This is a genomic window from Paenibacillus sp. B01, from assembly GCF_009649995.1.
Classification (GTDB): Bacteria; Bacillota; Bacilli; order Paenibacillales; family Paenibacillaceae; genus Paenibacillus_O; species Paenibacillus_O pasadenensis.
In genome coordinates this window covers 4,385,291-4,400,684 of sequence record NZ_CP045802.1, presented here as the reverse complement: position 1 = coordinate 4,400,684, position 15,394 = coordinate 4,385,291, and the positions used below count along the sequence as shown (strand labels likewise).

Here is a 15,394-nt window from a genome sequence, read left to right as displayed (position 1 = left end):
AGGAGAACGAGGCGATGCGGCTGAAAAGGAATCGAGGGACGGCGACGCTGCTAGCGGCGCTGCTCCTGCTTTTGATCGCGGGAGGAGGCTATTGGATGTGGAGCAAGCAAGGACATCCGGATGAAACGGATGCGTCGTACGCCGGACACGGCGGCACGTTCAAGAACACGCTGGCCGAGATCGACACGCCGGATCCGAGCGTCGTCCATCACGGCGGATTCTACTACATGACGTTCACCCATGGCGGCACGGACATCATGGTCATGAAGTCGCGGACGCTCGACTTCCGCTCCGCCGAGCGCAAGGTCGTCTGGCATCCGCCGGTCGGCACCGCCTACTCGGCGAACCTGTGGGCGCCGGAAATCCAGCATGTGCGCGGAAAATGGCTGATCTACTTCGCGGCCGACGACGGCGACAACGCCAACCACCGCATGTACGCGCTCGAAGCGGCGACGGACGACCCGATGGGCGAATACGCCTTCAAGGGCAAGATCGCGGACGAGACGGACAAATGGGCGATCGACGGGCTCGTCATGGAGCATGAGGAGCGGCTGTACTTCATCTGGTCGGGCTGGGAGGGCGACGTCAACGAAGCCCAGAACACGTACATCGCTCCGATGAGCGATCCGCTCACGATCAGCGGGCCGCGCGTGCTGCTGAGCCGTCCCGACCTGGACTGGGAAAAGGCTGGCGGACCGCCGTACATCAACGAAGGGCAGTCGGTGCTGCGCCGGGACGGACGCGTCCATATCGTCTATTCCGGCGCCGGCAGCTGGACGCCGTACTACAGCATCGGCGCGCTCTCGCTGCGCGAGGGCGGCGATCCGCTGCGGGCGGAGGACTGGAGCAAGCATCCCGAGCCGCTGCTCGCGCCGGACGCGGAGGCCGGCGTGTACGGGCCGGGGCACAACTCGTTCGCGGCGTCGCCGGACGGCACGGAGACGTGGATCGTCTACCACGCCACGAGCGGCGAGTCCGACGGCTGGGCGAACCGCAAGGCGCGCGCCGCCAAGGTCGGCTGGACCGCGGACGGCCTGCCGGACTTCGGTCCGCCGCAGCCGCTGGAGGCGGCGATCGAGGCGCCGTCCGGCATGGGCGTCCTGCGGGCGGAGGACGCCCGGCCAGACGGCGAGGAGCTCGTGTTCAGCGACGTCGCCTCCACCGTCGAGACGGTCGTGCCGGTGCTGCTCCACTACCGGATGGCGGAGGGCGGCGCGGGACGCATCTCGCTGAGGTCCTCCGCCGGCAAGGCCGAGACGGCGGAGCTGGAGCCGACCGCGACGGGAGCAGTCGGCTATGCCTACGCCGAGCTGAAGCTGCCGGAGGGCGGCGGGGAGCTGCGGGCGCGGGCGAGCGGCGGCGCGGAGCTGCTGGCGCTGGAGCTGCCGCGCTTCGAGGCGGAATGGGGCGAGATGCTCGGCGGCGCGGAGGAGAACGAGAACGTGTTCGCCTCGCGCGGCGCGGCCGCGCTGCTGCATGAGGCCGGCGCCGGCGTGCGGCTGCCGAACGTGCGCGTGCCGAAGTCCGGCACGTACACGGTGTCCGTGGCCGTGCTGAACCCGGCGGACGGCTCCAAGCTGGAGATCTCCGCAGGCGGCGCGAAGTTGACGCTCGACATTGAGCCGCAGCAGCGGGGCGAGCTGCGGATGTACGAGGCGGAGCTGAAGCTGCCTGCCGGCGCGAGCGCCATCGAGCTGACGGCGCGAGCCGGCAGCCTGCGCGTCGACTTTGCCGACATCTGGATTCGTCCCGGCGGTTGACGGCAGCCGCCTTGCCGGAGGAAACTTAAGGCGACAACGATGAAGCGGCAGGGGGATGGCGCATGAGAAGCGGCGGACAGCTCGGCAGGAGCGGCGGACGGCATGGATGGAAGCGCGATGGCGGCAGCATGGACTGCGAAGCCGGAAAGACGCGGCGGGGCGGAGCGCGCGCAGCCGGAGACGGCGACAGGAGCGCCTGGAAAGGCAGCGGCGGCTGGAGAGGCTGGAGCGGCCGGAGAGGCTGGCGGAGGCTCGGATGGACCGCAGCGGCGGCGGCGCTGCTCGCGGCGGGCTGCTCCGGGGCGGCCGAGCCGCCGCCCGATCCGGGCCCGGCGGTCGAGCCGATCGTGCTCGAGTACTGGACGCCGTTCAGCGGCGGCGACAACATTTTCATGACGGATATCGTGGAAGCGTTCAACTCGGAGCATCCGGACATTCGCGTCGAGCAGATCAACTCGCGGCTGGACGACTACTACTCCCGCCTGCGCACGGCGATCCTCGCCGGCAACGCGCCGGATCTGGCGATCGTGCATGCGACGAACCTGCCGCAATTCGTGCAGAACGGCTACATCGAGCGGCTGGACGAGCCGGCGGCCGCGGCGGGGCTGGACTGGAGCCAGTTCAACGCCAACATCGTCGAATCGACGCTCTACGAGCAGGCCCACTATGCGGTGCCGCTCGACACGCATGCGCTCGTGCTGTACGCCAACCAGGCGCATCTGCGCCGCGCCGGGCTGCTCGGCGACGACGGCAAGCCGCTGCTGGAGCCGGGCAAGGAGGGCTTCCTCCGCTTCCTGGAGCGGCTCAAGGCGAGCAGTCCGCCCGGCGTCGCTCCGCTCGCGCTGCCGAGCACGCGCATCGACTCCGTATGGCTGTGGTGGAGCCTGTACAACCAGATGGACGGCGGCGGCGCGTTCTACAGCGCGGACGGCGGCAAGGCGGTATTCGACAATCCGCAGGCGCTCGAGGCGCTGGAGCTCGTCGACAGCCTTTACCGCAAGGAGCTCATCCCGTCCGGCATCAACGACGCGTTCCAGCTGTTCCACGACGGCGACGCGGCGCTGCTCGTCACCGGCATGTGGGGCACGGGCGCGTTCGAGCAGGCGCCGGGACTGGAGCTGTCGGTCGTGCCGTTCCCCGTGCTGTACGACCATGCCGCCGTCTGGGGCGACACGCATACGCTGGCGCTGCCGGCCAAGGCCGGCTTGACGCCGGAGAAGCGGGCGGCGGCGCTGACGTTCGCCAAGTGGGCGGTCGAGCACGGCGACCTGTGGGCCAAGGCCGGCCATGTGCCGAGCTCGAGCCAGGTCGTGGCGAGCGAGGCGTACGCGCGGCTCAAGTTCCGCAGCGACTATGCGGAGGTGGCCAACGACGTCGCCTACTGGCCGCGCCAGGTGAAGCAGTGGAGCATGATCGAGCTGCTCATCAAGGAGTGGGAGCGGATGATCTACCGGCAGCAGACGCCGGCCGAGGCGCTGCGGCGGGCGCAGGCGGCGGTCGACGCGGCGCTGGCCAAGTAGCGGGCGAAGGAGAGAGGCAGCATGAAGGCATTCGGCATCTGGTTCCGCAGCCTCGAGCTCGCGCGCAAGCTCATCCTCATCAACGCCGTGTTCATCGTCCTGCCGCTCGGGCTGATGGGCGGCTTCGCCTTCGCCCGCTTCTCGGAGACGACGGAGGCCAAGGTCGGCGAATCGCAGCTGCAGGCGATCAAGCAGATGACGCTGAACATCGACACCTATATGAACGAGCTGAACCGGCTGACGGTCATGCCGTACCAGTATCCCAAGGTGACGGCGTTCCTGGAGTCCAAGCGGACGCCGGGGCAGCCGCTCACGCTCGAGGAGATCAGCGAGCTCAACAATTTCGTGACGCAGGTGTTCCTGAACGGACGGGTCGACATCCTCGGGGTGTCGCTCTACGGCCGCGACGGCGCCTCCTATGTCGTCCTGCCGGAGAGCCAGTACGTGACGACCTACAAGCTCGACGAAAGCGTCGCCTGGCTCGACCGCTTCGAGGGCCATTACGGCGAGCCGGTATTCGTGCCGACGCATGACGTGCGCTCGACCGGCGGCATCGTCTACCAGGCGTTCTCGATCGCGCGCGAGCTGCGCAGCTTCGACAGCGGCCGGACGCTCGGCCATATCGTCATCGACGTCGATCCCAAGTTCATCCGCGAGATCCTCTCCAAGGTAAAGCTCGACGCGGAGGAGTCGCTGTACATCGCCGACGACGAGGGGAAGCTCGTCATCCGCAAAGGCGGGGGCGGGGCGGCAGCCGCTCCGCTCGACCTCGCCGGAGCGGGAGCGTCGCTTGTCGCCGGAGGCGACGGGCTGAGCCAGGTCGAGGAGCGGGGCCGCGGCCTGCTCGTCTCCCGCTTCAAGTCGGAGGTGACCGGCTGGACGACGGTCGGCGTCGTGCCGCTCGCCAGCCTGATGAAGGACGTCGACACGCTGCGCACGTTCCTGATCCTGTTCGGCACCGTCTGCGTCGGCCTCGCGCTGCTGCTCTACGTGTTCATCGCGTACCGCGTCACGCAGCCGCTGCGCAAGCTGAGCCGGCTCATGCGGGGCGTCGAGCGCGGCGACCTGAGCCAGCGCTTCCCGGCCGAGGGGCGCGACGAGGTCGGCGCGCTCGGGCAGTCGTTCAACGAGATGACGGCGAAGCTGAGCGAGCTCGGCTACCTGCTCTACGAGACGGAAATCCGCGAGAAGGACGCGCAGATCGCCGCGCTGCAGAGCAAGATCAACCCGCATTTTCTCTACAACACGCTCGGCTCGATCAGCATGTACGCGGAGATCGAGGGCAATCGCGAGATCATCACGATGGCCAACAGCCTCAGCCGCCTGCTGCGCTACAGCCTGAGCGGGCGCAAGGAGCGGGTGACCCTCGGCGACGAGCTCGACCATGTGCGCGGCTACATGAGCATCCAGCAGATGCGCTACGAGGAGCGCATCAAGTTCACGCTGGAGGCCGATCCGGCGCTGCTCGGCTGCGAGGTCATCCCGCTGCTCGTGCAGCCGCTCGTCGAGAACGCGATCAACCACGCGATCGACAAGGGCGCCGGCGAAGGCCGGATCGTCCTGAGCGCCGCGGCCGAAGGGCAGACGCTCGTCATCGCCGTCGCCGACGACGGCATCGGCATGACGGGCGAGGCGCTGGAGGCGCTGCGCGAGCATCTGCGGCATACGCGCGAGCTCGGCGGCAGCTCCGGCAACGGACTGCTCAACGTCCACCGCCGCCTCGTGCTGCACTATGGAGAGGAGTACGGCCTGCAGCTGGAGAGCATGCCGTACCGGGGCTTCCGCGCCGCGCTGCGGCTGCCGCTGCTGCCGCTCGATACCGGAAAGGAGGAGGATTCGGATGCCGAGCATCCTGATCGTCGATGATGAATCGATCTTCCGCAAAGGGCTCCGCAAAATGATCGGCGGCCTCGGCGAGGACTGGACGGTCGCCGGGGAAGCCTGCGACGGCCATGAGGCGCTGGACCGGCTCGAGGAGCTGGCGCCGGACGTGCTGCTGACGGACATCCGCATGCCGCGGATGGACGGCATCCAGCTGCAGCGGCTCGCCGCCAGCCGCCAGCCCGGCCTGCTGACCGTCGTCGTCAGCGGCTACGACGACTTCTCCTACGCGCAGCAGTCGATGCGCCAAGGGGCCAGGGACTACCTGATGAAGCCGATCGAGCGCGAGGAGCTGGCGCGCGTGCTCGGCCGGCTCGGGGAGGAGCTGCGGACGCGGCGCAGCGCCGAGCGCCGGGCGGAGGCCGGCTGGAAGGCGCAGCCGGAGGTGCGCCGCCATCTCGCCGGCCATCTGGCCGAGGCGCTGCTGGCGGGCCGGATCGGGCCCGGCGAGCTGGAGCTGCTGGAGCAGATGGGAGCGAGCTTCCGCCACCCGTACTTCGTCTGCCTCGTCATCAACCTCGACAAGCATTCGGTCGGCGAGGAGCGCTACCGCAGCGGCGATCCGTCGCTGTTCCAGCTGTACATCCAGCAGTTCGCCCAGGAAATGCTCGACCGCCATGCGGAAGGCATCAGCTTCGTGCTGTCGGAGACGAAGGTCGTCGCGCTCGTGAACCGGCCGACGCCGGAGCCGCTGCGCTCCGGCGCGGACTCGCTGGCGGAGATGATCCGCCGCCAGATCTCGTCGCTGTCGCGGCTGACGGTGACGATCGGCGTCAGCGCGCCGGCCGAGGGGCTGGGCGGCATCCCGCGCGCCTACGGCGAGGCGGAGATCGCCCTGCTGCACCGCCTGATCGCGGGCGGCGACTGCGTGCTCGACTACGCCGAGGTCGGCGGCCGCGGCTCGGCTGCCGGCGAGGCGGCCCGGCGCTCGGCCGACCGGCTGGAGCAGGCGGTGCTGGAGGGAGCGCCGGAGCGCATTGCCGCCGAGGCGGCCCTCTGGGTCGGCGAGCTGTGCGAGGCGGCCCGCTCGCCGGAGGCGATCCACCAGCAGCTGTGCAAGCTGCTGCTGCGCTACTACGAGCTCGCGGAGGAGCTCGGGGCGTCGTCCGCCTGGCTCGGCGGCCAGGACATCGGCAAGCGGCTCGCGGAGGTATGCGCGATCAGCTCGCGCGAGGAGCTGTCCGAGCGGCTGCAGGAGCTGCTCGTCCGGCTCGCGGCGGCGATCGCGCAGGCGCGGGCGCTGCAGGAGCGCGATCCGGTGGCGTCCGCGGCGCGCTACATCGCCGAGCATTACCGGGAGCCGCTGACGCTGCGCGACGTGGCGGAGGCGGTGTACCTGAACCCGGCCTATTTCAGCAATCTGTTCAAGCAGCGCACCGGCGAGACGTTCGTCGAGCATCTGACCGGACTGCGGCTGCGCGAGGCCGAGCGCCGTCTGGCGCTCACCTCCGACAAGATCCAGGCGATCGCCGAGGAGACGGGCTTCGCCCATGTGAGGCATTTCAACCGGGTGTTCAAGAGCCGGACCGGCGCATCGCCGAAGGAATATCGGGAACGCATGAGAGGGAGCGCCGAGGCGCGCTCCCGCTAACACGAGGAGGATTCGCAACATGGCAGAACAACCGCGCGCGGAGCATCCGCGGCCGCAGTTTTACCGCGAGGCATGGATCAATCTGAACGGGGAATGGGAGTTCCAGTTCGACGACGCCGACGAGGGCGAGAGCCTCGGCTGGCAGCGGGGAGAGACGGAGCTCGGGCGGCGCATCGTCGTGCCGTTCGCGCCGCAGAGCAAGCTCAGCGGCATCGCCGAGCCGGGCTTCCACGACATCGTCTGGTACCGGCGGGAGCTGGAGCTGCCGGAGGCGTTCGCCGGCAAGCGCATCCTGCTGCACTTCGGCGCCGTCGACTACGAGGCGAGCGTCTGGGTGAACGGCGCGCTCGTCGTCCGGCACGAGGGCGGCCATACGCCGTTCCGCGCGGACATCACGGACGCGCTGCGGGCGGCGGGAGCCGGGCCGCATCGGCTCGTCGTGCGGGCGGCCGACTACAGCCGGGACGTGACGCTGCCGCGCGGCAAGCAGTATTGGAAGGAAGACTCGGCCAGCATCTTCTACACCCGCACGACCGGCATCTGGCAGACGGTATGGCTGGAGGCCGTCGAGGCGACGCGGCTCGACCGAATCAAGCTGACGCCCGACATCGACGCCGACCGCATCGAGCTGCGCTCCTGGGTGAAAGGCCCGCTGCCGGACGGGCTGACGCTGCGCGCCGACATCTCGTTCGAGGGCGAGCCGGTGGCGAGCGACACGTTCTCCGTGCGGCGGGGCGAGGAGTCGCGCGCCATCGCGCTCGGCGACTTCAGCGACCACGGCCTCGGCCGCTGGTGGTCGCCGGAGAAGCCGCAGCTGTACGATGTCGCGCTGCGACTCGTGGACGGCGACGGCAAGACGCTCGACGAGGTGCAGAGCTATTTCGGCATGCGCAAGATTTCCGTGGAGAGCGGGCGGCTGTGTCTGAACAACCGGCCGTACTTCATGCGGCTCGTGCTCGACCAGGGCTACTTCCCGGACGGCAACCTGACGCCGCCGAGCGACGAGGCGATCCGCCGCGACGTCGAGCTGACCAAGGACATGGGCTTCAACGGGGCTCGCAAGCATCAGAAGCTGGAGGACCCGCGCTACCTGTACTGGTGCGACCGGCTCGGCCTGCTCGTCTGGGGCGAGGCGGCCAACGCCTACGCCTACTCCGAGGAGTATGTCGGCCGCTTCACGCGGGAGTGGCAGGAGAGCGTCGAGCGCGACTACAACCATCCTTGTCTCGTCGCCTGGGTGCCGCTCAACGAGAGCTGGGGCGTGCCGAACATCGCCGTCGACAAGCGCCAGCAGCAGCATGCGCTGGCGATGTACCATCTGACCAAGTCGCTCGACGCGACGCGGCCGGTCGTCTCCAACGACGGCTGGGAGATGGTGCGCACCGACCTGTTCAACATCCACGACTACGAGTGGCGGCGGGACGTGCTGCAGCAGCGGTACGCCACGGCGGAGAGCGCCGTCGCGGCCTCGCCGGCCGGCCGCGTGCTGGCGGTCGACGGCTTCCCGTACGAGGGGCAGCCGATCCTCGTCACCGAGTTCGGCGGCATCGCCTACAAGAAGAGCGACTGGGAAGGCTGGGGCTACTCCGGCGCGTCGAGCGACGAGGACTTCGCCGAGCGGCTGGACAACGTCATCTCGCCGCTGGCCGGCGGCGTCGTGCAGGGCTGGTGCTACACGCAGCTGACCGACGTCGAGCAGGAGATCAACGGCCTGCTGACGTACGACCGGCAGCCCAAGCTGCCGCTGGAGACGATCCGCGCGATCGTCGAGGGACGGTACGCGCAGGGCTGAGGCGGGGCAGCGGAAAGAAAAAGCAAGGACGGGAACGTTTAGCGCGACGGGACCGAGAACGGGACGAAGCCGACTCACGGGCTTCGTCCCGTTTTGTTGAGAGTCGACACATTGGAGATAAAGGGAGTATGGTGTTGGGGACTTAGAGTTTATCCTAAAAGATATAGGTAATAAAGGGGCCTGTCGGACGAATTCTGGGAGCTGATCCAAGAAGAGCTTCCGCAGCCAGCAAAGACATGGAAAGCAAGAAGGGAAACGCCCGCGTCGATGGATTGTTGAGACATTGTTTTCATGGCTCAATCGTTTCCGCAAGCTCCTTTTTCGGTTTGAAAAGAAGGCTCGCAACTACTTCGGACTCCTTCATTTTGCTGGCGGAATCATGGTTATGATACGAGTTTTAGCTGTTCATGCTCATTCATCTCTAAGTCTGAGCTAAGTTCTTTTTGACTTGCTTAAATCATATGGATATAAATAATACGAACATATATTCTGTTTTTTTTGCTTGGGAGGAAGATTTATATCATTTGTCGAAATAAAACTCTAACGTGTTAGACTTGGAGTGTAGCGAAATGGTACCGAATCCCACATTGATTTACCATATAACGAGTATTGAGAATCTTCATTCGATCCTCAGCAATAATGGTCTCGTTTGCATTAATCAATTACATAACGAGGGAAGCTCTTTCGTAAATATCGCTTATGAGCAAATTCAATCTAGACGCTCGGAAAAACAGGTTCCTTTGCGTCCGTTCGGTCATTTACACGATTATGTTCCGTTTTACTTTGCGCCGCGATCCCCTATGCTATATACAATTAATCAAGGGAATGTGCCACAGTATCAAGGTGGGCAAAAACAAATTATATATCTTGTATCAACCATACAACAAGTGCTATATCAGAAAATCCCGTTTGTATTTACAGACGGGCATGCGATCATTAACTATTCCAAATTTTATAATGATCCAGCTGATTTGAAACATATTGATTGGGGAATAATAAATTCCCGCTATTGGAATGATACTACAGAATATCCTGACAGGAAACGGAAACGTCAAGCGGAATTCCTGGCTTTAAGTTCTTTCCGATTGACGCAGTGCTTGAAATTGGTGTAATTAATGACATCTTGCAGGACCAGGCACATAAGATCATACAAAATAACTCAATTAATATTCCCGTGAAGGTACGTAGAGAATGGTATTACTAAGGTGGTGAGATTGTGATTGAGTATAAAAAAGGTAACTTGTTGGAATCTGAGGCCGAGGCTTTAGTAAACACAGTGAATTGTGTAGGAGTAATGGGGAAGGGGATAGCACTTCAATTTAAACAGGCCTATCCGGGTAATTTTAAAGAGTACGAAAAAGCGTGCAAAAACAATTTGGTAATTCCAGGTAAAATGTTTATTGTTGATACCGGGTCTAATCCTCGTTACATTATTAACTTTCCAACAAAGCGTCATTGGAAAGGGAAGTCAAAAATTGAAGACATACAGTCTGGATTAATCGATTTTGTCGAGAAAATTCGAGAGTATGGAATCAGATCAGTCGCAATTCCTCCTTTAGGCTGTGGTAATGGCGGTCTGAACTGGGGAGACGTACGGCTACTAATTGAGGAAGCGGCATTGAAGGTTCCTGAAGTTTTATTTATGGTGTATCCACCTCTGGGAAGTCCAGATCCTGATAAAATGCATGTTGGAACTGAAAAACCAAAGTTAACTCGTGCTAGAGCCTTGCTTATAATGCTAATGAATCTATATGCTGCACCTGGTTACAAATTGTCAATTTTGGAAATTCAGAAACTCGCTTACTTTTTGCAAGAGAGTGGAGAGAATTTAAAACTTAGATTCGTTAAAGCTCCGTTTGGACCGTATGCTGATCAATTAAATCATGTTCTTCAAAGACTTGAAGGACACTATATAAGGGGATATGGAGATCGAAATCGGGATGCCGAGATTTATCTTCTACCAGAAGTAACAAAGGAAGCGGAAGACTTTTTGAGTCAATTAAATGATGGGAGTACGGTTAAAAGGCTTCAGGATACCAAACAAATAATTGAAGGCTACGAGACCCCTTACGGACTTGAATTGCTGGCCACAACCGATTGGATTATTAAGCATCATCCTGATTCTAGAGATAATGTAAAAATTGCAATGGATCATTTTAAGGCCTGGAATGAAAGGAAAAAGAACGTCTTTAAAGATACACATATTGAGATGGCTTGGGGTCATTTAACTGCCATAGATTAATTCAGCAAACGATATGAATGCCCTGTCCAATTTAACATTGGAAGGGCATTTTTATCAAACTATCCGAAATGAGGAGAGATACTCCAACTTGGCTTCTCTATCATCGCCGTAGCGAGGATTTTTCCGTAGACGATTCGCAGCTGCTGGCCAGCAATTGAAAAAACAAACGAACAGGACGACACCGAGGGACCTCCCTCTGCATCGTCCTATTCGATTTCCATGAAGTTGAATCGGCTTCAGCTTCGCGCGGAGCTTTATTTCTTGCTCAGCGTGATGCCGAACGCCGAGCCGGGCTCGCCCGCGAAAACGACCGTTCCGCCCGCCGGCAGCACGACGGAGGTCGTGCCGATGGCGACGCTGCTGCCTGCGGGGAGGCCAGCGGCGTCATACACGGTGAATCCGCCTGCGGCCGGCAGCTTCACCGTCATCGTCTTGCCCGCTGCCGCAGCGGGGATCGTGAACCATCTGGCATGGCCGTCCTGCTGCACCGTCACGGCCGACTGCTTGCCCGGATGCAGCGGCTTAACCGCATCCTCGCTGATATAGCGGATTCCGGCCGATTCCAGGTATTCGGCGCCGGCCTGGCGGTAGAAGCGGTAGGCGGCCAGATCGCGGCCGCCCATGGCGGGAATCTGCAGCCGGCTTGCGGCGCTGTTCGGGCCGGTGATCTGCTTGTCGTTCGCATACCCGCCGAACTCGACGACGCGCCGGATGTCCTGCTTCGGTTTCAGCAGGTAGAGCATCGACGTGTATTTTTCATTGAGCGGGTAGTAGGTCTTGCCTTCCCGTTTCGCCCAGGCCGAGGCCGTCTCCCGGGGAAGCGGATTGCTGGCGAGCTTCTGCATCGTATAGTGGGACAGCGCGGTCTGTCCGAGTCCCGGCACCGAAATGTACTGGCGGACCCAGACATAGGTCTGGCCGTTCGTTTCCTTCACGAGCTCGATCTTGGCGGTTCCGGCTTCGTCCATGAACGTTCCGTCTGCCGTATACATATATTTCTCCGCGGGATATTCCGGCGCGTTAGGCAGCGTGACGGACATGCCGTCGCCCTTCAGCTCGACCTTCGCCAGCTGTCCGGACATGCCGTAGTAGCCGGCGAGCTTCTTCATGCCGGCCGGCAGAGGGGCCGGCACCGGCTTGCCGAACGATTTGTCCGGCTTGATGTCCGGGATTTCTCCTTTTTCCTTCAGCGCCTCCAAAAGAATCTGGTTCGCCAGCAGCTGGGCGGTCGAGCTGCTTCCGCCCGAGGACAGGACGGCCGCCGCCATGTCCTGCTCCGGCAGGACGACGAGCGACGCATGGTAGAACATCGTGTCGCCGCCCTTGGTCAGCGCCTGGATGCCGTAATCGCCGAACGGATACAGGCGGACGCTGTCCCAGCCGAGGCCGTAGTCGATGCTGTTGTCCGCTTCTTCGGGCCATAGCCCCCTCTTGTATTCGGGCTGCTTCATGGCCTCCGCCGCCTCGGCCGAGAGGATGCCCTGCTCCTCGTCCGTAAACAGCTGCGAGAACCGCGCCAGGTCCTCCGCCGTGGAATAGATGCCGCCTGCGCCGAAGATGTTGACCGTTTCATTCGGCAGCTGCCGCGCCATCGCCGGGAAGTACAGCCCCGCCATCCGGGCGGGATCGACCCCGTCCGCAGGCGTCCTCGTATGCTCCATGCCGAGCGGATCGGTGAAATGCCGGTGCACGAAGGCGGTGAAGGCGATGCCGCTCACGCGCTCCACGAGCAGCTCCGCGAGCGTGAAGCCGTCGTTGCAATACACGGAGAAGGCGCCGGGATCGGCTTTCAGGCTTTGCTCGGCCAGCTGCTGCAGCAATGTATCGTGGGCGTAGGAGTCCGGATCCTCGAACAGAAACACGTTGTTCAGGCTCGAGCCCGGCAGTCCGGAGGAATGGTTCAGCAGCATGCGCGGGGTGATCTGCTTATGCCGCTCGTCCTTCATCGTGAAGTCGGGCATGTACTGGACGAGCGGGACATCCAGGTCGATCTTCCCCTCGTCGACCAGCTTCATGACGGCTGCTGCGGCGAACATCTTGCTGACCGAGCCGATGCCGTACATCGTGTCCGCGGCCAGCGGAATTTTCCCTTGCTCGTCGTTCTTGCCGTTCTGGCCGGAGACGACGATGCTCCCCTCGTCGATGAGCGCGTACTGGACGCTGACCGTGCCGTACTGCTCGGTGAGCAGCCTTGCCTTGTCCGCGGCGATCCGCTCCAGTCCTTGTCCTTGGGCGGGAGCGGCCCCTTGCGGGGCGGACGGAGCCGCGGAGACGGGCAGCACGGGAGTCGCGACGAGCGCGGCGGCCAGCATCCAGGCGATCCTTTTTTTCATTGAAAATTCCCTCCTTTTGTAAGGCGATCCATCTTTCGTACGCCTGAAGCGCCGGCAAAGTTCAAGATCGGCGATAAAAAGGAGTTTGGTCGCAGCTTCAAGGCTCCTTCTAGGACCTGCCGGCTAGTACAGGTCCGAAGCAGCCCTCGCCCCGAGGCGGGGGCTCGAGCCGGCCCTCCGCCGGGGCGGGGTCCCGGTGTCAGCCCTCCGCCGGCATGCCGCCGCCGTAGCGCCGGACATACTGCGCCAGCACGCGCAGCGGCCAGATGTAGCGGCTGCTGCCGTAGTGCAGGTATACATGCCCCGGCAAGCCGCCGCCGGCGGGATAGCGTCCGCGCCAGTCGTCCGCCTCGAGCAGCGCGCACAGGCAGGCGATGCCGCGCTCGACCGCCTCCCGCGGCGCATGCGGATGGGCGAGCAGCCCCTCCAGCGCCCAGGCGGTCTGGCAAGGCGTGCTGGCGCCGAGCGGCACATACTTGCCCTCGACGTCGCTGGCGCAGGACTCGCCCCAGCCGCCGTCGCCGTTCTGCACGGAGAGCAGCCATTGCATGCCGCGGTACAGGGCGGACGCCGAGCGGGGCGCCTTGACGGCGAGCAGGCCGGCCAGCGCCGCGCCGGTGCCGTGCACGCGGCAGATGCCCCAGCGTCCGGCCCAGCTGCCGTCGCGGTCCTGCTGCGAGACGATCCATGCGCAGGCCCGGCGCACGGCGGCAGCGGCGGCGGCCGTTTCCGCATCGTCGTCCTCCGCCTGCAGCGCGGCGGCGAGCCAGCCCGGCAGCGGGGCGGAGGCCAGCGCCGCCCATTGGAGCGTGCGCGCGGTCAGGTCGACGGTCGGCGGATCGGTCACGATCTGCGCGCTTTGCTCGAACTGGATCAGCCCGATGAGCGGGCTGCCCGACTCGCGCTCGAACGCCGGCCAGCCGCCGCTGCGGTTTTGCAGCGCCCAGGCCCAGCGGCTGCCGCGCTCCTGCGCGGCCTCGCTCCAGTACGGAGCGCCGCCGCTCTTGCCTGCCGCCCGCTGCAGCAGCAGCAGCGCCGCCGTCGTATCGTCGACATCGGGATAGCGCGTATTGACGGCGCTGAAGCCCCAGCCGCCCGGCTTGACGCCGGGAACGCGGCGCCGCCAGTCGCCGGCCTCGCTCTGCTGCCGGGCGGCGACCCAGCGGGCGGCCCGCTGGATCGCGTCCGCTTCGGGGGGCATGCCGCTTTCCAGGAGGGCATTGGCGATCATGGCCGTATCCCACAGCGCGGAGTCGGCGATCTGCAGATGCGATCGCTTCGGCTGCGGCGCCGGGCCGGCCGCGGCATGCTCCGGCGGTGCCGATGCCGTTCCCGTGGACGCCGCCGCCGCCGCGATTTCCACAGCCTCGGCCTCTTCCGGCTCCTGCCAGACGAGCGAGCGGACGCCGTCCAGCGCGCGCCGGATCGTCTCGTCGCCGGGATCGTAGCCGATCGACAGCAGCGCCGCGACCATGAGCATCGTGGCGGTCGAGTACGTGAGCAGCGTGCCGTTCGGCTCGATCCGCTCCAGCAGGTAGCGCTCGGCGCGCTCCAGCGAGGCCGGGTAGAGCGGCGAATGGCCGTCCGCCATCGCCTGCAGCATGCCGGCGAGCGGCTCGGGCAGCAGCGTCGGCAGCGAAAAGCCGCGGTCCTCGCCGGCGATCAGCTCCGTCAGATGCGGCAGCCGGCCCTCGCCGAGGCGGAACGAGCCGGAGCTGAGCACGAGCACCGGCACGAGATGGGCGCGCGCGTGGCCGGACAGGTCGAACAGCGACAGCGGCAGCCAGGAGGGGGCGAGCAGCGCCTCGATCGGCAGCCGCAGCTCCTTGGGCCACGGCAGCTGGCCCGTCATCGCCAGCAGCACCTGCGTCATCATCGCCCGCACGCGGGTCAGGCCGCCCCGCTCGAGAATGAAGCGGCGGGCGTGGACGAGCGCGGGATCGCCGTATTCCAGCGCGCCGCTCGCGAGCAGCGCGTAATACGCCTCCACGCTCGACTCCAGATGGCCTTCGCGCTGATCGGCATGCAGCCGCCAGCCGCCGTCCTCGTGCTGCAGCGAGGCGATGCGGGCGGCGATGCGGCGGATTAGCTCCTCGTCCTGCGGCGGGCGTCCGAGCGCCTGCAGCAGGATGAGCAGGTAGGCGTCGCTCATGACGCCGCTTTCGCATATCATTCTCCAGGCGCCGTCGCCGCTCTGGCTGCGGATCAGCTCCTGCTGCAGCCTCGAGATGGCGGCCGAGGCGAGGCGGGCCGGGTCGGACATGGCGTTCAGGCC

At 64.4% G+C, this 15,394-nt stretch carries 10 protein-coding genes and 1 pseudogene; 9 read left to right on the top strand and 2 right to left on the bottom strand.

Annotated features, from left to right (window positions below):
- Positions 1 to 14: 14 nt before the first annotated feature.
- The 9 genes and pseudogenes from GE073_RS18850 (at position 15) to GE073_RS18815 (ending at position 10,786) form a co-directional block, all read left to right on the top strand.
- Positions 15 to 1,760 (top strand): glycoside hydrolase family 43 protein, encoded by a 1,746-nt coding sequence (locus GE073_RS18850; RefSeq protein WP_153784095.1) that lies wholly within the window; start codon positions 15 to 17, stop codon positions 1,758 to 1,760.
- A 62-nt stretch (positions 1,761 to 1,822) separates the two neighbouring features.
- Positions 1,823 to 3,280, top strand: a complete 1,458-nt coding sequence (locus GE073_RS18845) for an extracellular solute-binding protein (RefSeq protein ID WP_228551639.1) — start codon at positions 1,823 to 1,825, stop codon at positions 3,278 to 3,280.
- 21 nt (positions 3,281 to 3,301) lie between these two features.
- Positions 3,302 to 5,146, top strand: coding sequence for a cache domain-containing sensor histidine kinase (locus GE073_RS18840; RefSeq protein ID WP_153784094.1), 1,845 nt, complete (start codon positions 3,302 to 3,304; stop codon positions 5,144 to 5,146).
- On the top strand, positions 5,121 to 6,752 hold the full coding sequence (locus GE073_RS18835) for a response regulator (RefSeq protein WP_194843407.1): 1,632 nt from the start codon (positions 5,121 to 5,123) through the stop codon (positions 6,750 to 6,752). The genes GE073_RS18840 and GE073_RS18835 overlap by 26 nt, the downstream gene beginning before the upstream one ends.
- Before the next feature lie 19 nt (positions 6,753 to 6,771).
- Positions 6,772 to 8,544, top strand: a complete 1,773-nt coding sequence (locus GE073_RS18830) for a glycoside hydrolase family 2 protein (protein ID WP_153784092.1) — start codon at positions 6,772 to 6,774, stop codon at positions 8,542 to 8,544.
- Positions 8,545 to 8,794: 250 nt separating this feature from the next.
- A pseudogene (locus GE073_RS18825) lies at positions 8,795 to 8,980 on the top strand (hypothetical protein); the annotation flags it as partial.
- Positions 8,981 to 9,113: 133 nt separating this feature from the next.
- Positions 9,114 to 9,656, top strand: a complete 543-nt coding sequence (locus GE073_RS26080) for a type II toxin-antitoxin system toxin DNA ADP-ribosyl transferase DarT (RefSeq protein ID WP_416362094.1) — start codon at positions 9,114 to 9,116, stop codon at positions 9,654 to 9,656.
- Positions 9,638 to 9,748: a hypothetical protein gene (locus GE073_RS26075; RefSeq protein ID WP_416362093.1), complete on the top strand. Its 111-nt coding sequence runs from the start codon at positions 9,638 to 9,640 to the stop codon at positions 9,746 to 9,748. The genes GE073_RS26080 and GE073_RS26075 overlap by 19 nt, the downstream gene beginning before the upstream one ends.
- A 12-nt stretch (positions 9,749 to 9,760) precedes the next feature.
- The gene (locus tag GE073_RS18815) at positions 9,761 to 10,786 is read left to right on the top strand and encodes a type II toxin-antitoxin system antitoxin DNA ADP-ribosyl glycohydrolase DarG (protein ID WP_153784091.1); all 1,026 of its coding nucleotides are present in this window, start codon (positions 9,761 to 9,763) and stop codon (positions 10,784 to 10,786) included.
- A 254-nt stretch (positions 10,787 to 11,040) separates the two neighbouring features.
- Here the strand turns inward: GE073_RS18815 and GE073_RS18810 are convergent, their stop codons facing one another.
- Both GE073_RS18810 and GE073_RS18805 read right to left on the bottom strand, forming a co-directional pair.
- Complete coding sequence (locus GE073_RS18810) at positions 11,041 to 13,119, bottom strand: serine hydrolase domain-containing protein (protein WP_153784090.1); 2,079 nt, start codon at positions 13,117 to 13,119, stop codon at positions 11,041 to 11,043.
- Between the two features lie 199 nt (positions 13,120 to 13,318).
- Entirely contained in the window at positions 13,319 to 15,382 is a 2,064-nt protein-coding gene (locus GE073_RS18805; protein WP_153784089.1) for a prenyltransferase/squalene oxidase repeat-containing protein, read from the bottom strand.
- Positions 15,383 to 15,394 lie beyond the last annotated feature (12 nt).